The 16,224-nt window shown below is 30.2% G+C and carries 16 protein-coding genes; 9 read left to right on the forward strand and 7 right to left on the reverse strand.

The window, feature by feature from the left end; genetic code table 11:
• The 5 genes from AC1XJX_RS01965 (at position 1) to AC1XJX_RS01985 (ending at position 5,935) form a co-directional block, all read left to right on the forward strand.
• Complete coding sequence (locus tag AC1XJX_RS01965) at positions 1-702, forward strand: sulfite exporter TauE/SafE family protein (protein ID WP_482002285.1); 702 nt, start codon at positions 1-3, stop codon at positions 700-702.
• Positions 703-827: 125 nt separating this feature from the next.
• Positions 828-1,502, forward strand: coding sequence for a TetR/AcrR family transcriptional regulator (locus AC1XJX_RS01970; protein WP_482002286.1), 675 nt, complete (start codon positions 828-830; stop codon positions 1,500-1,502).
• A gap of 2 nt (positions 1,503-1,504) precedes the next feature.
• On the forward strand, positions 1,505-3,166 hold the full coding sequence (locus tag AC1XJX_RS01975) for a peptidase domain-containing ABC transporter (protein ID WP_482002287.1): 1,662 nt from the start codon (positions 1,505-1,507) through the stop codon (positions 3,164-3,166).
• A gap of 4 nt (positions 3,167-3,170) precedes the next feature.
• Complete coding sequence (locus AC1XJX_RS01980) at positions 3,171-4,532, forward strand: HlyD family secretion protein (RefSeq protein ID WP_482002288.1); 1,362 nt, start codon at positions 3,171-3,173, stop codon at positions 4,530-4,532.
• The gene (locus AC1XJX_RS01985) at positions 4,529-5,935 is read left to right on the forward strand and encodes a TolC family protein (protein ID WP_482002289.1); all 1,407 of its coding nucleotides are present in this window, start codon (positions 4,529-4,531) and stop codon (positions 5,933-5,935) included. The genes AC1XJX_RS01980 and AC1XJX_RS01985 overlap by 4 nt, the downstream gene beginning before the upstream one ends.
• Here AC1XJX_RS01985 and AC1XJX_RS01990 read toward each other — a convergent pair.
• Positions 5,925-6,758, reverse strand: a complete 834-nt coding sequence (locus tag AC1XJX_RS01990) for a universal stress protein (RefSeq protein WP_482002290.1) — start codon at positions 6,756-6,758, stop codon at positions 5,925-5,927. The genes AC1XJX_RS01985 and AC1XJX_RS01990 overlap by 11 nt on opposite strands.
• 15 nt (positions 6,759-6,773) lie before the next feature.
• On the reverse strand, positions 6,774-8,138 hold the full coding sequence (gene hemN / locus AC1XJX_RS01995) for an oxygen-independent coproporphyrinogen III oxidase (RefSeq protein WP_482002291.1): 1,365 nt from the start codon (positions 8,136-8,138) through the stop codon (positions 6,774-6,776).
• 123 nt (positions 8,139-8,261) lie between these two features.
• Here hemN and AC1XJX_RS02000 point away from each other — a divergent pair, with 123 nt between their 5' ends.
• The 4 genes from AC1XJX_RS02000 (at position 8,262) to AC1XJX_RS02015 (ending at position 12,668) form a co-directional block, all read left to right on the forward strand.
• Positions 8,262-8,837: a superoxide dismutase family protein gene (locus AC1XJX_RS02000; protein ID WP_482002292.1), complete on the forward strand. Its 576-nt coding sequence runs from the start codon at positions 8,262-8,264 to the stop codon at positions 8,835-8,837.
• Positions 8,838-9,003: 166 nt separating this feature from the next.
• On the forward strand, positions 9,004-10,176 hold the full coding sequence (locus AC1XJX_RS02005) for an LETM1-related biofilm-associated protein (protein ID WP_482002293.1): 1,173 nt from the start codon (positions 9,004-9,006) through the stop codon (positions 10,174-10,176).
• 60 nt (positions 10,177-10,236) lie between these two features.
• Positions 10,237-11,229 (forward strand): UDP-3-O-(3-hydroxymyristoyl)glucosamine N-acyltransferase, encoded by a 993-nt coding sequence (lpxD, locus tag AC1XJX_RS02010; RefSeq protein ID WP_482002294.1) that lies wholly within the window; start codon positions 10,237-10,239, stop codon positions 11,227-11,229.
• A gap of 5 nt (positions 11,230-11,234) precedes the next feature.
• Positions 11,235-12,668, forward strand: coding sequence for a CotH kinase family protein (locus AC1XJX_RS02015; RefSeq protein WP_482002295.1), 1,434 nt, complete (start codon positions 11,235-11,237; stop codon positions 12,666-12,668).
• Between the two features lie 12 nt (positions 12,669-12,680).
• Here AC1XJX_RS02015 and AC1XJX_RS02020 read toward each other — a convergent pair whose 3' ends face one another.
• From AC1XJX_RS02020 to AC1XJX_RS02040, 5 genes are all read right to left on the reverse strand, one after another.
• Entirely contained in the window at positions 12,681-13,436 is a 756-nt protein-coding gene (locus AC1XJX_RS02020) for a LytR/AlgR family response regulator transcription factor (protein ID WP_482002296.1), read from the reverse strand.
• Positions 13,437-13,545: 109 nt separating this feature from the next.
• The gene (locus tag AC1XJX_RS02025) at positions 13,546-13,869 is read right to left on the reverse strand and encodes a 2TM domain-containing protein (RefSeq protein WP_482002297.1); all 324 of its coding nucleotides are present in this window, start codon (positions 13,867-13,869) and stop codon (positions 13,546-13,548) included.
• Positions 13,870-13,871: 2 nt separating this feature from the next.
• Positions 13,872-14,207, reverse strand: a complete 336-nt coding sequence (locus AC1XJX_RS02030) for a 2TM domain-containing protein (RefSeq protein WP_482002298.1) — start codon at positions 14,205-14,207, stop codon at positions 13,872-13,874.
• 13 nt (positions 14,208-14,220) lie between these two features.
• Entirely contained in the window at positions 14,221-15,564 is a 1,344-nt protein-coding gene (locus tag AC1XJX_RS02035) for a 2TM domain-containing protein (protein ID WP_482002299.1), read from the reverse strand.
• A 23-nt stretch (positions 15,565-15,587) separates the two neighbouring features.
• Positions 15,588-16,211: a hypothetical protein gene (locus AC1XJX_RS02040; RefSeq protein WP_482002300.1), complete on the reverse strand. Its 624-nt coding sequence runs from the start codon at positions 16,209-16,211 to the stop codon at positions 15,588-15,590.
• Between the last annotated feature and the right edge of the window lie 13 nt (positions 16,212-16,224).

Below are 16,224 nucleotides of genomic sequence, written 5' to 3' on the forward strand. Positions count from 1 at the left end.
ATGTTAATCTCTGCATTTATATTGGGTTTATTAGGAAGCTTTCATTGTGTAGGCATGTGCGGTCCCATTGCTTTTATGCTTCCTGTTGACCAGAATAATGCATACAAAAAACTATCTCAAATAACGGTTTATCATTTTGGTAGACTTTTATCTTATAGCATTATTGGACTTGTTTTTGGACTTGTTGGAGAAGGTTTTTACCTTTTTGGATTTCAACAACAATTATCGATTGCTATGGGTATTCTTATGATTTTAGTTGTTATCATACCTCAAAACTTATTTAATAAATACAACGTATCAAGACCAATTTATAGACTTATTTCTAAGGTTAAATCTTCACTCGGAAAAGCTTTAAAGAGAAAAACTGCTGATACTTTTTTAACCATTGGTTTTTTAAATGGTTTTTTACCTTGCGGACTAGTTTATATGGCAGTTTTTGCCTCTATTGCATCTGGAAACTCTTTAAATGGAAGTTTATATATGGTTATTTTTGGAACAGGCACCATCCCTTTAATGACCTCAGTTATTTACTTTAGTTATTTATTAAAAAATGGTATTCGGCAAAAAATTCAAAAAGCAATTCCTGCACTTGTTATCTTAATTGGCGTACTTTTTATCATCCGCGGACTAGGTTTAGGTATCCCTTACCTATCTCCAGAACCTGTTTACGATGTGGTTTCGAACCGCATTAACTGCCATTAACATACTTATTTACAGCAATTTATACTATTAAGTTTTTATAAGTGTTAAATTTTTTATAAAAATTCATAGTTTTATTTTCATTATTAATAGTAATACTATTATATTTGCGTATAAATAAATTAAAAGTGACAAATTTACTATCAAATTTAAAAATTGCTGTTCCTGAAAAAATTTATGTTAAAGATCCTGAATCGTCTGAATTAGGAAAACGCATTATCAAGCATAGCATTTTATTAATAAACGACATAGGCTTTGATAGTTTTACATTTAAAAAACTGGGAGCCATAATAGGATCTAATGAGAGTTCTATTTACCGATACTTTGAGAGTAAACACAAACTTTTATTATACTTGTCATCATGGTACTGGGCTTGGTTAGAGTATCAATTAGTATTTGAAACTCATAATATTTATGATAAAAAAGAAAAACTTGAAAAGGCGATACAAATAGTTACAAGAACCACCAAAGAAGATTCAAACTACACACATATTAATGAAGTGGTTTTAAACAACATCATAATTAACGAAAACTCAAAATCATTTTTAACAAAGGAAGTTGATAAAGAAAATAAAGACGGCTATTTTAATATATACAAACGGGTAGTCCAACGTTTAAGAGATATCATTGAGGAAATTAAACCTGATTATAATTATCCATCGTCTTTAGCTAGTACTATCATTGACGGTAGTCTACACCAGCATTTTTTAAAAGATCATTTCGCATCAATCACAGATTGTAAAGAAGATGTTACACCAACAAATTTCTTAGTTAACTTAACTTTAAATACCTTAAAATTATAATTATGGCTGAACAGAATATGACCCCTTGGCAACGTTTAATTGGTCTTTTACAACTTGAGAAAAAAGATATATTCCAAATATTTTACTACGCTATTTTTGCGGGTGTTGTAGCCTTATCACTCCCACTTGGCATTCAAGCCATTATTAATTTGATACAAGGAGCGCAGATATCTACATCGTGGGTAGTTTTAGTTGTATTGGTAACTTTAGGTGTTGCCTTTTCTGGAGCTCTACAATTGATGCAATTAAGAATTATTGAGACTATCCAACAACGTATATTTATAAGATCTTCTTTTGAGTTAAGTTATAGATTCCCAAAAATAAAAACGGCACAATTACGTAATTACTATCCCCCAGAATTAGCAAATCGTTTTTTTGATACGTTAACCATTCAAAAAGGATTGTCAAAAATATTAATAGATGTTCCTACAGCTATTTTACAAATACTATTTGCGTTAATATTATTATCATTTTATCATCCATTTTTTATAATCTTTGGTCTACTTTTATTAGTACTTATTTATGTTGTTTTTAAATTCACAGCAAAAAAAGGTTTAGAAACTAGTTTAAAAGAATCTAAAAATAAATATAAAGTAGCGCATTGGATTCAAGAAATTGCAAGAACAATTATAAGCTTTAAACTATCTGGAAACACTAATTTAGGGTTATCTAAAAACGATTATTTAGTAAATGACTATTTAAAATCTAGAGAAAGTCATTTTAAAATTTTAGTAATTCAATTCATACAAATGATAAGCTTTAAAGTAGTTGTTACAGCAAGTTTATTACTTATTGGCGGTGCATTAGTGCTTAATCAAGAAATGAATATAGGACAATTTGTTGCTGCCGAAATTATTATTTTATTAGTTATAGCATCTGTTGAGAAATTAATTCTGGGTTTAGAATCATTCTACGACGTACTAACATCAATTGAAAAAATTGGGCAAATTGTTGATAAAGATCTAGAAGATCAAGACGGCGAAAAACCAGTCTTTAAAAACGATCTTAATATTGAACTGGATCAAGTATCTTATGATGTTCCTGATAGAGAAAAACCTTTATTACATAACATTTCTCTTAACATAAATAATAAAAGTAGAATTTTAATTTCTGGAGAAAGTGGTTCTGGAAAATCAACGCTACTACGTTTGATAGCTGGAGTAAACCAAGCAACTTCAGGTAATATTAATATAAATAATTTATCGATTAACAGCTTAAATCTAAACCATTTTAGAGCACATTTAGGATTATCTTTAACGGAAGAAACCCCTTTTGAAGGAACCATTAAAGAAAATTTAACTTTTGGTAATCCTAATATTACAGATGATGAAATATTTGAAACCTTATCAAATATTGCCTTAATGGACTTTATAAAAGAACAACCAAATGGCTTACAAACCATATTATATCCAGATGGTAAACAAATGTCTCACACAGTATCTAAAAAACTAATTTTAGCAAGAGCTATTCTTAAAAAACCTAAAATTTTAATTTTAGAAGATGCCTTAGATCGTTTCAACCCATCAGAAACTAATGGTATTATAAATTATTTAACTGATAAAGACAGGCCTTGGGGCATTGTAGTAGTTAGCGGTAATGACACTTGGAAAACAAAATGTTCGCAAACCATCGAATTAGATAAAGGCGAAATTAAAAAACAATAAGACTATGCTTAATATATCTCATAATCAATTAAATAAAAAAGTTCCAATTACAGATTTCAAATCTGGAAAAGACATATTTAGAAAAAACTACTACAAACAATTTAATAAGTTTTTGTTAGCAGCAGCTATCATCATGATAATTATTCTCTTTTTACCATGGACACAAAATATTACAGGTCAAGGTTTAGTAACTACATTAAAACCTAATCAAAGACCTCAAACTATACAATCTCAAATTCCAGGAAGAATAGAAGAATGGTTTGTACAAGAAGGTGATTATGTAGAAAAAGGTGATACTATTTTAAGAATTTCTGAAGTTAAAAGTGAATATTTTGATGAAAGATTAGTTGAGCGAACTAGTGAGCAGATAGAAGCAAAATCATCTTCTGTTGTTGCTTATGGTGGTAAAGTAGATGCTTTAAATAGACAAGTTACAGCTTTAATGAAAGAAGAAAAATTAAAGATGGAACAAACTCAAAATAAACTTTTACAAGCTCATTTGAAAGTTAAAAGCGATAGTATTGATTTGGAAGCTGCTAAAACAAATATCACAATAGCAGAGACTCAATTTAATCGAATTCAAACTTTAGAAAATGAAGGATTAAAAGCTGTTAAAGATGTTGAGGAGAAACGTTTGAAGCTACAAGAAACTCAAGCTAAATTAATTTCTCAAGAGAATAAATATTTAGCAAGCAAAAATGAGGTTATAAATGCACAAATCGAACTCTCTAGTATTACCGCTCAATATGCAGACAAAATATCTAAAGCACAAAGTGACATGTTTACGGCTCAATCTAGTGGTTTTGATGCCAAAGCACAAGTAACTAAGTTAGAAAACGAGTATACAAATTACAAAATGCGTAATAATTTACTTTATGTAACCGCTCCTCAAAACGGATATATAAACAAAGCATTAACAGGTGGTATTGGTGTTACTTTTAAAGAAGGTGAAGAACTAGTAGGTATTATGCCTGCGCAATATGATTTGGCTGTTGAAACCTTTGTGAGACCAATAGATTTGCCATTAATACATATTGATGAAAAAGTACGTGTCCAATTTGATGGTTGGCCAGCCATAGTTTTTAGCGGATGGCCTAATGTATCTTATGGTACCTATGGTGCTAAAGTTGTAGCCATCGAAAATTTTATAAGCGATAACGGAAGGTATAGAATTTTATTAGCACCTGATGAAACCGATCATACTTGGCCAGAAGCCATCCGTGTTGGTTCTGGAGCCAGAACAATAGCATTATTAGAAGATGTGCCTATTTGGTTTGAATTATGGAGACAAATTAACAGTTTCCCTCCTAATTATTATCAACCAGAAGGAAGTAAAATGTCAGCCGCCAAAAAAGATAAAAAATGAAAAATATTCTATTAGGCATATTATTTTCAGTAGTTACTTTAAGTCATGCTCAAGACAGCTTAACTGTGATAGGTTTATCTGAATACTTAGGCTATGTAAAAACATTTCATCCAATAGTTAAGCAGGCCAATTTAATAATCAACGAAAGTGAAGCTAAATTACTGAAAGCCCGTGGTGCTTTCGATCCAAAACTTGAAGTAGATTATGATAGAAAAAAGTTTAAAGGCACAGAATATTATGATAAATTAAATGCTGCTTTTAAAATACCAACTTGGTATGGCGTCGAGTTAAAAGGAAATTTTGAAGAAAATGATGGCGTTTTCTTAGATCCTGAAGCTAACCTTCCTAATGATGGATTATATAGTGTTGGTGTTTCTGTTTCTGTTGCTCAAGATTTACTTATAAATAAACGAATGGCTATGCTAAAACAATCAAAAATGTTTGTAAAACAAGCACAAGCTGATAGACAACTTATGGTAAATAATATTTTATATGATGCCACAATTACTTACTTTAACTGGTTAAAAAGTTTTAATGATAAAAGGGTTTACGAAGAATTTTTGGTGAATGCCGAAATGCGTTTTGAAGGGATAAAAAAGAGTTACGAAGTTGGTGAAATGCCAGCTATTGATACGCTAGAAGCACGAATTGCTTTAAATGATAGAAAGTTAAATTTAGAAAAATCAAGAATTAAATTCATAAAATCATCTTTAGAACTTTCAAACTATTTATGGTTAAATGAAAACACTCCTATTGAAATAAAAGACAATGTGATTCCTGATATCAATACATTACAATCAGTTGATGTTACTTTAAACACATCTGCGCTTGATATTGAAAATTTAGATTTAAATAATCATCCAAAATTACAATCATTAGATTTCAAATTACAGAGTTTAAACATTGAACGCCGTTTAACACTTAATAACTTATTACCCAAAATTGATTTACAATATAATTTTCTTTCTGAAACTCCAGAAATATCAAGATCGTTTAGTACTGCAGCTTACAAAAGTGGATTAAATATTAGTTTTCCTCTTTTTCTAAGAAAAGAACGTGCAGATTTAAGATTGGCAAAACTAAAAATGCAAGACACACAATTTGAAATCAAATCAACTGAGGTAACTTTAAAAAATAAAATAGATGCTATTAATCAAGAATTAGCATCTTTTATTTCGCAAAATGAATTCACACGAATTATTGTAGATGATTATGGTACCATGCTAGAAGCTGAAGAGCGTAAATTCTTTTTAGGAGAAAGCTCTTTGTTTTTGGTTAACTCAAGAGAGTCAAAACTTATTGATGCTAAATTAAAAGCCATTTCGTTAGAAAATGAGTTTTTCAACACCAAAGCTGGTTTATTCAATGTTCTTGCTATATCAGATATTGATATTAAATTTTAAAAGTTATTACAGGCAACGTAGCATGATTAACTATATCTTCTCCAACACTACCTTCAAAAAAATGAGCTAAACCTTTTCTTCCATGTGTTGGAATCGCAATAATATCAGCTCCCATTTTTAGAGCAAAGTTTAAAACCCCATCTTCAATTGTATAATCAGAAACATAATGAACGTCTTTCATCTTATCCAAATTATGTTCGGTTTTTGTAAAAAAACTAACAACTTTTTTTTCAATTTCTATAGAACTCAGAAAACGCTCATTAGGTAAATTAACATGTACAAAATTAATTTTTGAATTTAGTGAATCAAACATTTTAACTGCATTAATATATGGTTTTATTGATTCTTCTGAAAAATCACAAGCAAAAACCACGGTTTCAAAATTAATATCGTTGCTTTCATTTTTAACCACTAAAACTGGTATCTCACTACTTCTAACCACGCGTTCTGTGTTAGATCCTAAAAAAAATTCTTTCACTCCACTAACTCCGTGAGAGCCCATTATTATGAGATCTGCATCATGTTTTTTAGCAACATCATCTACCTCAGTAAATACCTTAAAATGTTTAATTATTGGTGTAAGTTTAATATCATTTAAGTAATCTTTTTTTAAAAATTTTTCAAATTTATCCTCAGATAATTTTAAAAAAAAGTTTGCTTTTTCAATTTGTATACCATCTGATGTGGTTAATAATAAATCTGACATCTCTAACATATGTAATGCTAAAATTTCTGCCTCATATTTTTTTGCAAGTTTAGCTGCTGTTTTCAAAGCGTATTCTGAATAATCGGAAAAATCTACAGGGACTATAATTTTTTTCATAATACTTATTTAAAGTTAAATAGTCATCGAAAACAGTTGTGTCTTGGGCTGATTTCTTTGTAAAAGTAAATCAAAAGCCATACATATATTTCGAATAAATGGTTGCCCTTTTTTAGTAACTTCAATTGTATTAGAACTTATATTTAGTAAACCATCTTTTTGCATTTCATTAAGTCTATCAAGCACTTCTGGAAGTTCTTTAAAATAAAGTTTGTTTTTTAATCTAGATGTTTTAAAACGACACATCAAATTAAGAATATGCTTACGAATAATTAAATCTTCTTCATTTAAAATATGACCTCTATAAATTGGTAAAATATTCTGATTTAATAAATGATAATATGCCTCAACACCTTTAACATTTTGAGAAAAACCATACCAACTATCACTAATTGCTGAAACCCCTAAACCAATCATAGCCTGAGTTTTTGAAGCTGTATAGCCCATAAAATTTCTATGTAAATTACCTTCTACCATAGACTGGTATAAGGTATCTGTTGGCAATGCAAAATGATCCATACCTACCTCAACATAACCAACTTCTTCTAATACTTTTTTTCCTATTTCGTATTGTTTCCGTTTAAGTTTGGTAGAGGGCAAATCGGCTTCATTAAAACCTCGTTGCCCATTTCCTTTTTGCCATGGCACGTGAGCATAGCTATAAAAGGCTAAGCGGTCTGGTAATAATTCTTTAGTTTTTAAAATTGTTTCTTTAATATGTTTTTTTGTTTGAAAAGGTAAACCAAAAATAATATCGTGCCCCACAGATGTATAACCAATTTCTCTAGCTAACTCTGTAGCTTCTTTCACATTCTCAAAAGTTTGTATTCTATGTATAGCTTTTTGAACAGATTCGTTATAATCTTGTACGCCATAACTAACACGCCTAAAGCCTAAATCATATAATACTTGTAAATGTTCTCTAGTTGTGTTGGTAGGATGGCCTTCAAAACTAAATTCATAATTTTCAGCAAGTTCTGCACGTCTTAAAATCCCTGTAATTAATCGGTTTAAACTATCAGGGCTAAAAAAAGTTGGTGTATCACCACCAAGGTGCAATTCTTTAATAATGGGTCTTCCATTAAACAAATCACGATATAAACTCCATTCTTTCAAAAGGGCGTTAATATAGGCTTCTTCTACGGTATGCTGTTTAGTTATGCGCTTATTACAACCACAAAACGTACATAAACTTTCACAAAATGGTAAATGAACATATAGGCTAATACCCTCATTTACATTACTTTCATTAAAAGATTGTATTAAAGATGATTGCCATTTTTTTAATGAAAATGACTCTAAATTCCAATATGGAACCGTTGGATAACTCGTGTAACGTGGTCCCGCTACATTGTATTTATTGACTAACGAATTCATCATAACTTACTTTTATTATTCAAAATTATAGGAATCAGATAATTAAAAATATGATATATGTCATGTAATATTTGTAATTGCAGTTATATTCTCTTAACTTCGGTTAAATAAAAAAATCAATTTAAAATGAAAAAAATAAGTGTTTTAATGATAGCTTTTGCCATTAGCGCAACAGCTTGTAAACAAACAAAAAAAGAGGAAGTAGTAGTTGAAAACGAATCTACTGAAATGGTTATAGAAGAAGTTAATACTAAAACGTTAACTATAGCTTTAAATGCTAAAAGCGAAAGTAATGTTAGTGGTAATGTTGTTTTTACTGAAGATAATGGTACAGTTAAAATGCTAGCAACAGTAAGTGGTTTAAAATCAGGCGTACATGCTATACACATCCATGCAACTTCTGATTGTTCTACAGCTGATGGCACATCGGCTGGTGGACACTGGAATCCAACCAATCAACCACATGGCGCTTGGGGTGCAGAAGCTGGATATCATAAAGGCGATATTGGTAATTTTACTGCTGATGAAAGCGGAAATGCTACCATTGAATTTAGCACAGACGAGTGGTGTATTAATTGTGATGACGACACAAAAAACATTGTTAGTAAAAGTGTTATTATACATGCCGGTGAAGATGATCTAATATCACAGCCATCTGGAGCTGCAGGAGCTAGAGTAAGTTGTGCAGGTATTATAGAATAACTTATTATTATTAAATTTTAATTTATTAAAAGCTACTTTACAAGTAGCTTTTTTATTTTTTCAATTTTAAAATTGAAATGAGAAAGAAATTAGTTTATTGAATAAAAAATCTATTTTAAATTTCAAAAAACCTTACTTTTATCACTCATTTATATAGTGAAGTATTATGAACCCATCTGCTACAGGTTGGATACTAAAATTGCTTAAGCAAGTAGAAAAAAACCATCTTTTATTAAAATACAGTGAAGATGATTTCTATGAAGAATTAAGAAGTTGTGGCTTTATTTATGGGAGTAATCAAGAAATAATTGGTCAAGTTCTAAAAAAAGATGATTTAACTGAAGAAGAACTTTGTAAGTTAAATTTAGCAATTTCATTTTATTATATTCACATCCAATCAGAGACCAATGAAGTATTCTCTGATAGTGTAATAAATTTTTACAAAAGTATAAACGAGACTAGAAAAACTTTTTTTAACGATCTCTTATCTGGAAAAAAATCTAGCGAACAGTTAGAAAAAATAATTCATAGGCGCATACAAATAAATGGGAATTTAATTACCAAAAATTTTAATTACTTTATTATAAATGCTTTATTATTTGTAGATGTTTTAGCATTTAAAAAATATTTAAGTGACGATGCAATTTCAATAGATTATCTTAAAAATATGGAAGCTGCTATCGCATCAATTTCGTTAGATGTTTTAAATTCTAAAGCCATAAAAAATCAGTATGACGAAAGTTTAATTAAATTATTTGAATCATCTTTGCGCTATTATGATAATTCAAATTTGGATTATAAAACAGCCTTAAATTTTATCAAAACAGACTTTGAAAAATTCTACATTTTAGACTTAGCATGTATGGCTACCTGGACAGATGCTATTATTGATATTGAAGAACAGAAGTTTTTAAAAAAATTAGGACAGGATTTAAATCTCAACGTTTCTATCATCAAAACATCAATTGAAACGGTTAATCAATTTTACACTACTAATAAAGATAATATTGTCCTTTTAAGTTCAAAAAATATTGTTCAAAGTTTTTATAACAATTCTAGTAGGGTGGTTATAAAACTTATTACTAGAAATAGTAAACGCCTTTACAGAGAACTAAAAGATAGCAAAGAACTCATGGTGCTACTTACTCAATCTACAATAAGAGATTTAAATAAAGAAGAACAAAAAAAAGTTCAAGAACAACTTTTAGACATCTTTAAATCCATACCAAGTTTAGCCATCTTTTTACTTCCAGGCGGCGCTTTGTTACTACCGTTGGTAGTTAAGTTTATTCCAAAATTATTACCATCTGCTTTTGATGAAAATAGGATTGAAGATTAAAAAAATAATCTTTTTATAATTTTTCAGTAGATTTACAAAACACTAACCAAAACTAAATAAATGGCATCTTACACTATACAAGAAATTAATGATGTTTTACAAGGCGAATTAATAGGAAACACGTCTCTTAAAATTGAAGGTCCGGAGCAATTACAAACTGCTAAAGACAATCAAATTACTTTTATTGGCAGCGCAAAATATTTAAAATATTGGGCAGAATCTAAAGCTTGCGCAGCTATTATAAATGACAACTTAAATATTGAAACTGGTGAAAATCGAGCCTTAATAAAAGTGAAAAATGCAGATTTAGCGATGGCTAAAATTTTAGAATTATTCAATCCGCCACCTCCTGTTTTTGATATAGATATTCATCCAACTGCGGTAATACATGAAACAGCAACTATAAGCAAAGGTTGTAAAATAGGTGCTAATTGTTATATAGGTAAAGATGTTGAGTTAGGCGAAGGCGTTATATTATACCCTAATGTTTGTGTGTTTGATGAAACTACCATTGGCAATTATACAACCGTTTGGTCTGGAACTGTAATTAGGGAGCGTTGTATAGTAGGCAGCCACTGTATTTTTCATACCAATGTAAGTATTGGTGCTGATGGATTTGGTTATCGCCCAAGTGATGATGGTAGAGGCTTAACAAAAATACCACAAATAGGAAATGTAATTATTGGCCATTATGTTGAAATTGGCGCAAACTCTTGTGTTGATAGAGCTAAGTTTAGTGCAACAATTGTAGGTGATGGGTGTAAAATTGATAACCTAGTACAAATAGCGCATAATAGTATTATGGGGCGTTTTTGTATTATGGCAGGACATAGCGGACTCGCAGGATCAGTAACTCTTGGAGATGGAGTAATAATTGGTGGAAGTGCCTCTATTAAAGACCACACAACCATACACTCTGGAGCTACGGTTGGAGCTGGTTCTGGAGTAGTTGGCGATGTTGAAGCTGGAAAAACCGTTTTAGGATATCCTGCACAAGATGCTAGAGATATGCTTAAACAGTGGGTAGTTATGAGAAAATTGGCAAAACAGTAATGTTTATGAATAAATTATTTAGATATTTTTTAATAACATCGATATTAATTGTAACAAGTTGTGAAATAGAAAAAATTGGAATAGCTAAACCATCAACTAATACTCCAGTTTCTGGTTTACCTTCTTTCATAATTGAAACAAATACGAGTATAGAAAACGAACCTAAAATACCAGGATATTTAAAAATTTTAGAAAATGGTGAATTAGTTTTTGAAAACCAAATTGGAATTGAATACCGAGGCTCTACATCATTTCGGTTAAGTGATAAAAAATCGTTTGGTTTTGAAACTTGGGATGAATTTAATGATGGTATAGATACAGCTATATTAGGCTTTCCAGAAGAAGAAGATTGGATTTTAACAGGACAAGTATTTAGATCAAGTACAAACACATTATTCGACCCTACTCTAATGAGGCATTACATAGGATATGAACTGTATCGATCTATGGGAAATTATGCTAGCCGATGTAAGTTTGTTGAACTCACCGTTAATGGTGATTTTTCTGGCACTTATATTTTTATGGAGAAATTAAAAAGAGACGATAATAGAATTGATATTAAAAAATTAACTCCTGATGAAAATGACCCAGATAATATAAGTGGAGGTTATATACTTAAAATAGATAAAACTTCTGGTGGAGATGTAGCACCTAATCAACCCCTGGCATATTACGAGACTAATTGGGAAGATGATGCTAGATATAATGAAAACATCAGTTTTAGATCTTCTTATAGCGTAAATAGAGAAATTTTAAATATCATGCCTTTTGGACCCCCATATCATTCAAATCAAAATTTAGAAACTTATTTTTTATATGAATATCCCAAGGCTGAAGATATTTCTTCAGAACAAAAGGAGTACATTAAAAATTACATTTATGATTTTGAAACCGCTTTATTAAATGATGATTTTTCTTCTGGAATTAGAACATATCCTGAATATATAGATGTAAATAGCTTTGTAGATTATTTTTTACTTAATGAATTAGTTAGAAATATTGATGCCTATAGAATAAGTACATTTATGTCTAAAGACCTTAATGGTAAATTAAAAATGGGACCCGTTTGGGATTTAAATATAGGATATAATGATACGGATAGAATGCCTGTAGAAGATTGGATTATAAACTACAATAGTTATGCGCCAAACGATGCTTGGTTAGTGCCCTTTTGGTGGAAAAGACTCATGGAAGATCCGCAATTTAAAAATGAAATTAAACAACGATGGAATACTTTAAGAACCAATGTTTTTTCAAATAGGGAGGTTGTAAGTTTAGTTCAAAACACATCAAACTATTTAATTGAAACTGGTGCAATTGAAAGAAATTATAATAGATGGACTGGTATCAATATTTCCTACAGTGAAGAGATAGATGCATTAATTGATTATCTTGAGTTTAGGTTACAATGGATGGATGATAATATTGAAAATTTATAATTTAATAAAAAATTAATCCAACCATGCTTTAAAATCTTTTACGCGTTCCCGAGCAACAATAATCTCATCGTCTTTGTAAGAGTTAAGTTTTATTTGCAAACGGGAGTTGGTGTAACTAACCATATCTTTAATTGCATTAATATTAACAAAAAACTTTCTGTTTATCCTGAAAAAGGTTTGTGGCTCAAGTTCATTTTCTAAAAGCTCTAGTGTGGTATCTAAAAGATAATTTCTGCCTTCTGTGGTATGTAAATAAGTGCCTTTGTTTTCGCTGTAAAAACACTCAATGTCATCGATATTAATTAGTTTTAAATGTTGACCAACTTTTACCGAAAAACGTTTTTTATATTCTCTATCTATCGGGTTTATTAGTAGTTTTTTAATATCGTTAAAATCTAGAGTAACAGCTTGTTTTTGTGGCTCACGTTCTTGGTATTTTTTTACGGCTTTAGCTAAATCGTCTTCATCTATAGGTTTTAATAAATAATCGATACTATTTAGTTTGAAGGCTTGCAACGCATATTCATCGTAAGCTGTTGTGAAAATAACTGCGCTTTTAATATGAATAGCTTCGAAAATTTCGAAAGATAAGCCATCACTTAATTGAATGTCTAGAAAAATTAAATCGGGGTGTTCGTTATTTTGAAACCAATCTATTGATTCTTCTACAGAATGCAACATGGTTTCTGCTTCTATTTGTAATGCACTTAACATGCGTTGCAAACGGCGTGCCGATGGCTTTTCGTCTTCTATAATAATTACATTCATTGTTTTTTGCTGTGTTTTGCGTTAGCGATTGAAATGGTATCCTTTTTTGAGGTACGAAAAAAAGATATAATGGAAAGCGCGACCCTTTATGGGTAACGCCTAAATGTGGTTACTCCCAAGTGATTTTATTATTGTTGTGTTCCATATATTCGTTTAATTTTTTTTCTTCCCAGCTTTTCTTAAACCAAATTCTACCTTTAAAAACTTGCCAACCATGAATGATTATAAAGATGGTCCATGCTATCATGATAATGGTGTTAAACCATTTGAAAAAATCTGCATACGGATTGTTTTCGTCTATGATGTATAAATTATATGAAAGAAGTGCTACTACTATAAAATAGCCTACTAAATGATAGTAAAATATTTTTATGTTCTTAACTTTATTTTTAGCTTTTATGTAAAGCTCTTTTTTATCTTGTTCTGATTTCATTGTTATTGAAATTTGAAGTTATCGTCTTCTTTGTCTAGGTACTCTTTAATTTTACGTTCTTCCCATGATTTGCTAAAAAATAAATTTTTACCAAATACTGCTAAGGCATGAAAAGCCAGACCTAAACCCCAAAAAATTGGTGTTGAAAAGGTACCAAAATTCCAAATATCCCCATTGGTGTTTGATGCAATTAATACAATAATAAATATGTTTACAGCAACGTACCAGAAGGCATGCCAATAAAAGCCTTTTAATTCTTTTAATCTTTTTTCTGCTCTTATATAGGCTTCTTCTCTTTTAAAATTATTTATTGTGAGTCTGTTTTCTATGAGTTCCATAATGTTTGTTTTATTAATTCCAACGGTTGTTTTGTTCTTCCTGTTGCATAAATTCTTCTATTTTACGTTTTTCCCAATTTCTGCCAAACGCACCATTATTAACAAAAACTCTAAAAGCATGAATAGCTAAACCTAAACCCCAACCAAACATAGGAAACCAAAACCATTGAAAACCCCATGATGTTTTATAGTTAACGAATATTAAAAAAGGAATTACTAAAATGTATGATATCAGGCTGTAATAAAAGCCTTTAAGTTCTTCTACATGACTACGTGCTCGTAAATAACCATCGTCTATTTGATTTCTGTTTTGGGTTCTCATAACTGATATTTGTTTAGTAAGCATTGGTATAGCTATTGCAAAACGGTTTGCTTCTTTGTTGATATTAATTTTTTTATTGGTTAACAATTCGTAGCGCTGCATGATATTATTTAAACCTACGCCACTACTCTTTTTTACTATTTGTTTTGGTTGTAAATTGTTCTCGATGATTAAATAGTTTTCATCTTCATAAATTTTAATGTGTAATGGCTTACTGGTAGTTACCATATTATGCTTAACAGCATTTTCGAGTAGTAATTGTAACGATAGTGGTACAACTTTACTTTCTGGGTTAGCTGCTCTCTCTGGCAATTCAAAAATGATACTATCTTCAAAACGCATTTTTAATAAAGCCATGTAAGTTTTTGCAAACTCCAATTCTTCATCAACTGTTACTAATTCTTTATCTTTTTGCTCTAAAACATAGCGATATACTTTAGATAGTGATGTTGTAAACTTTTGGGCGTTTAATGGATTTTCTTCAATTAAACTGGTTAACACATTTAAACTATTAAACAGAAAATGAGGATCTAATTGGTTTTTTAATGCATCAAATTTAGCATTTGCGGTGCCAGCTATTACCTTTTGTTCTTTAATTCGATTTTGTTGGTATCTATTATAGAAATAGATAATATGAAAAATGCTTACTATGGTTAAGGTAATCCAAAGTCCGAATTGGTAATACTTAAACTTTTCATTCGCTATAAACTCATAAAAAGTTTTATCGGTATAAACAAAAGATGTAAAGGCTCTTAGAAAAAATAACCCCATTAAAGTTATTATTGTTGATCCAACAACACCAAAAATAATACGTTTAACTGTGCTTTCTTTTTTCCAATTAAATCGATTAATACGATCAAAAAAATACATATTTGAATAACCAAGAACAAATGCATATAATTGATAAAATATAAAATCAGTTAGAGCTTCATTCAAATTCTCAAATTCAAAACCATCTACTAATAAGTGTCCAATAATAAAGACGATACATCCTATTACAAAAGTGATGAAGATATTTTTAATTGATTTTGTCATGATAATACTCTAAAAAAATAATATTATTTGTTGCAAGTTTGTAAAATTTTAACTGCATGCTCTTTTCCCCAATTAGGATGAAAAGGTGTTTCTGGTTTAAAGTTAGCAAAAAGTTCAATGGCACGTTCTATATCTTTACAAAATGGCTTAGCATCTTGACCAAAATAACGCGCACCACCCATATCCCACTCTGCTTTACAAGCAACTACTCTTGGGTTTTCTGGAGCAATTTTTTCAGCTTTACTATATAATTCCACCACTTTTCCAGATAATGTCATCCCATAAGTTGCACCATCATAAGCTACCCAAGCTGTATGCAACAAAGCTTGTAATACCAATATTTCTGGGTTGTCTTTTGATATGGTTGAAGCATCATTTATTAAATCTTGTGCTTTATTAAGTTTAGCGCTTAACTTCTCTTCATCTCTTTCTCCAAAACTATTCATAATATTAACATGTGCCGCATAATAGTTTGGCAACCAATTATCTGGTTCTGCTGCTGCTATGCGTTCAAATAAATTTGAGGCTTCTATTGGGTTATTGTCTGCCCAAAGTTCAAAGGCATTTTGCATACCTTTTTCGTAGTTAGTTTGTGCAGATATTAATCCTGAAACTAGAATTAATGTTAAAGTGAGTACATGTTTCATAATTTTTTATTTT

This window comes from Flaviramulus sp. (genome assembly GCF_982512915.1).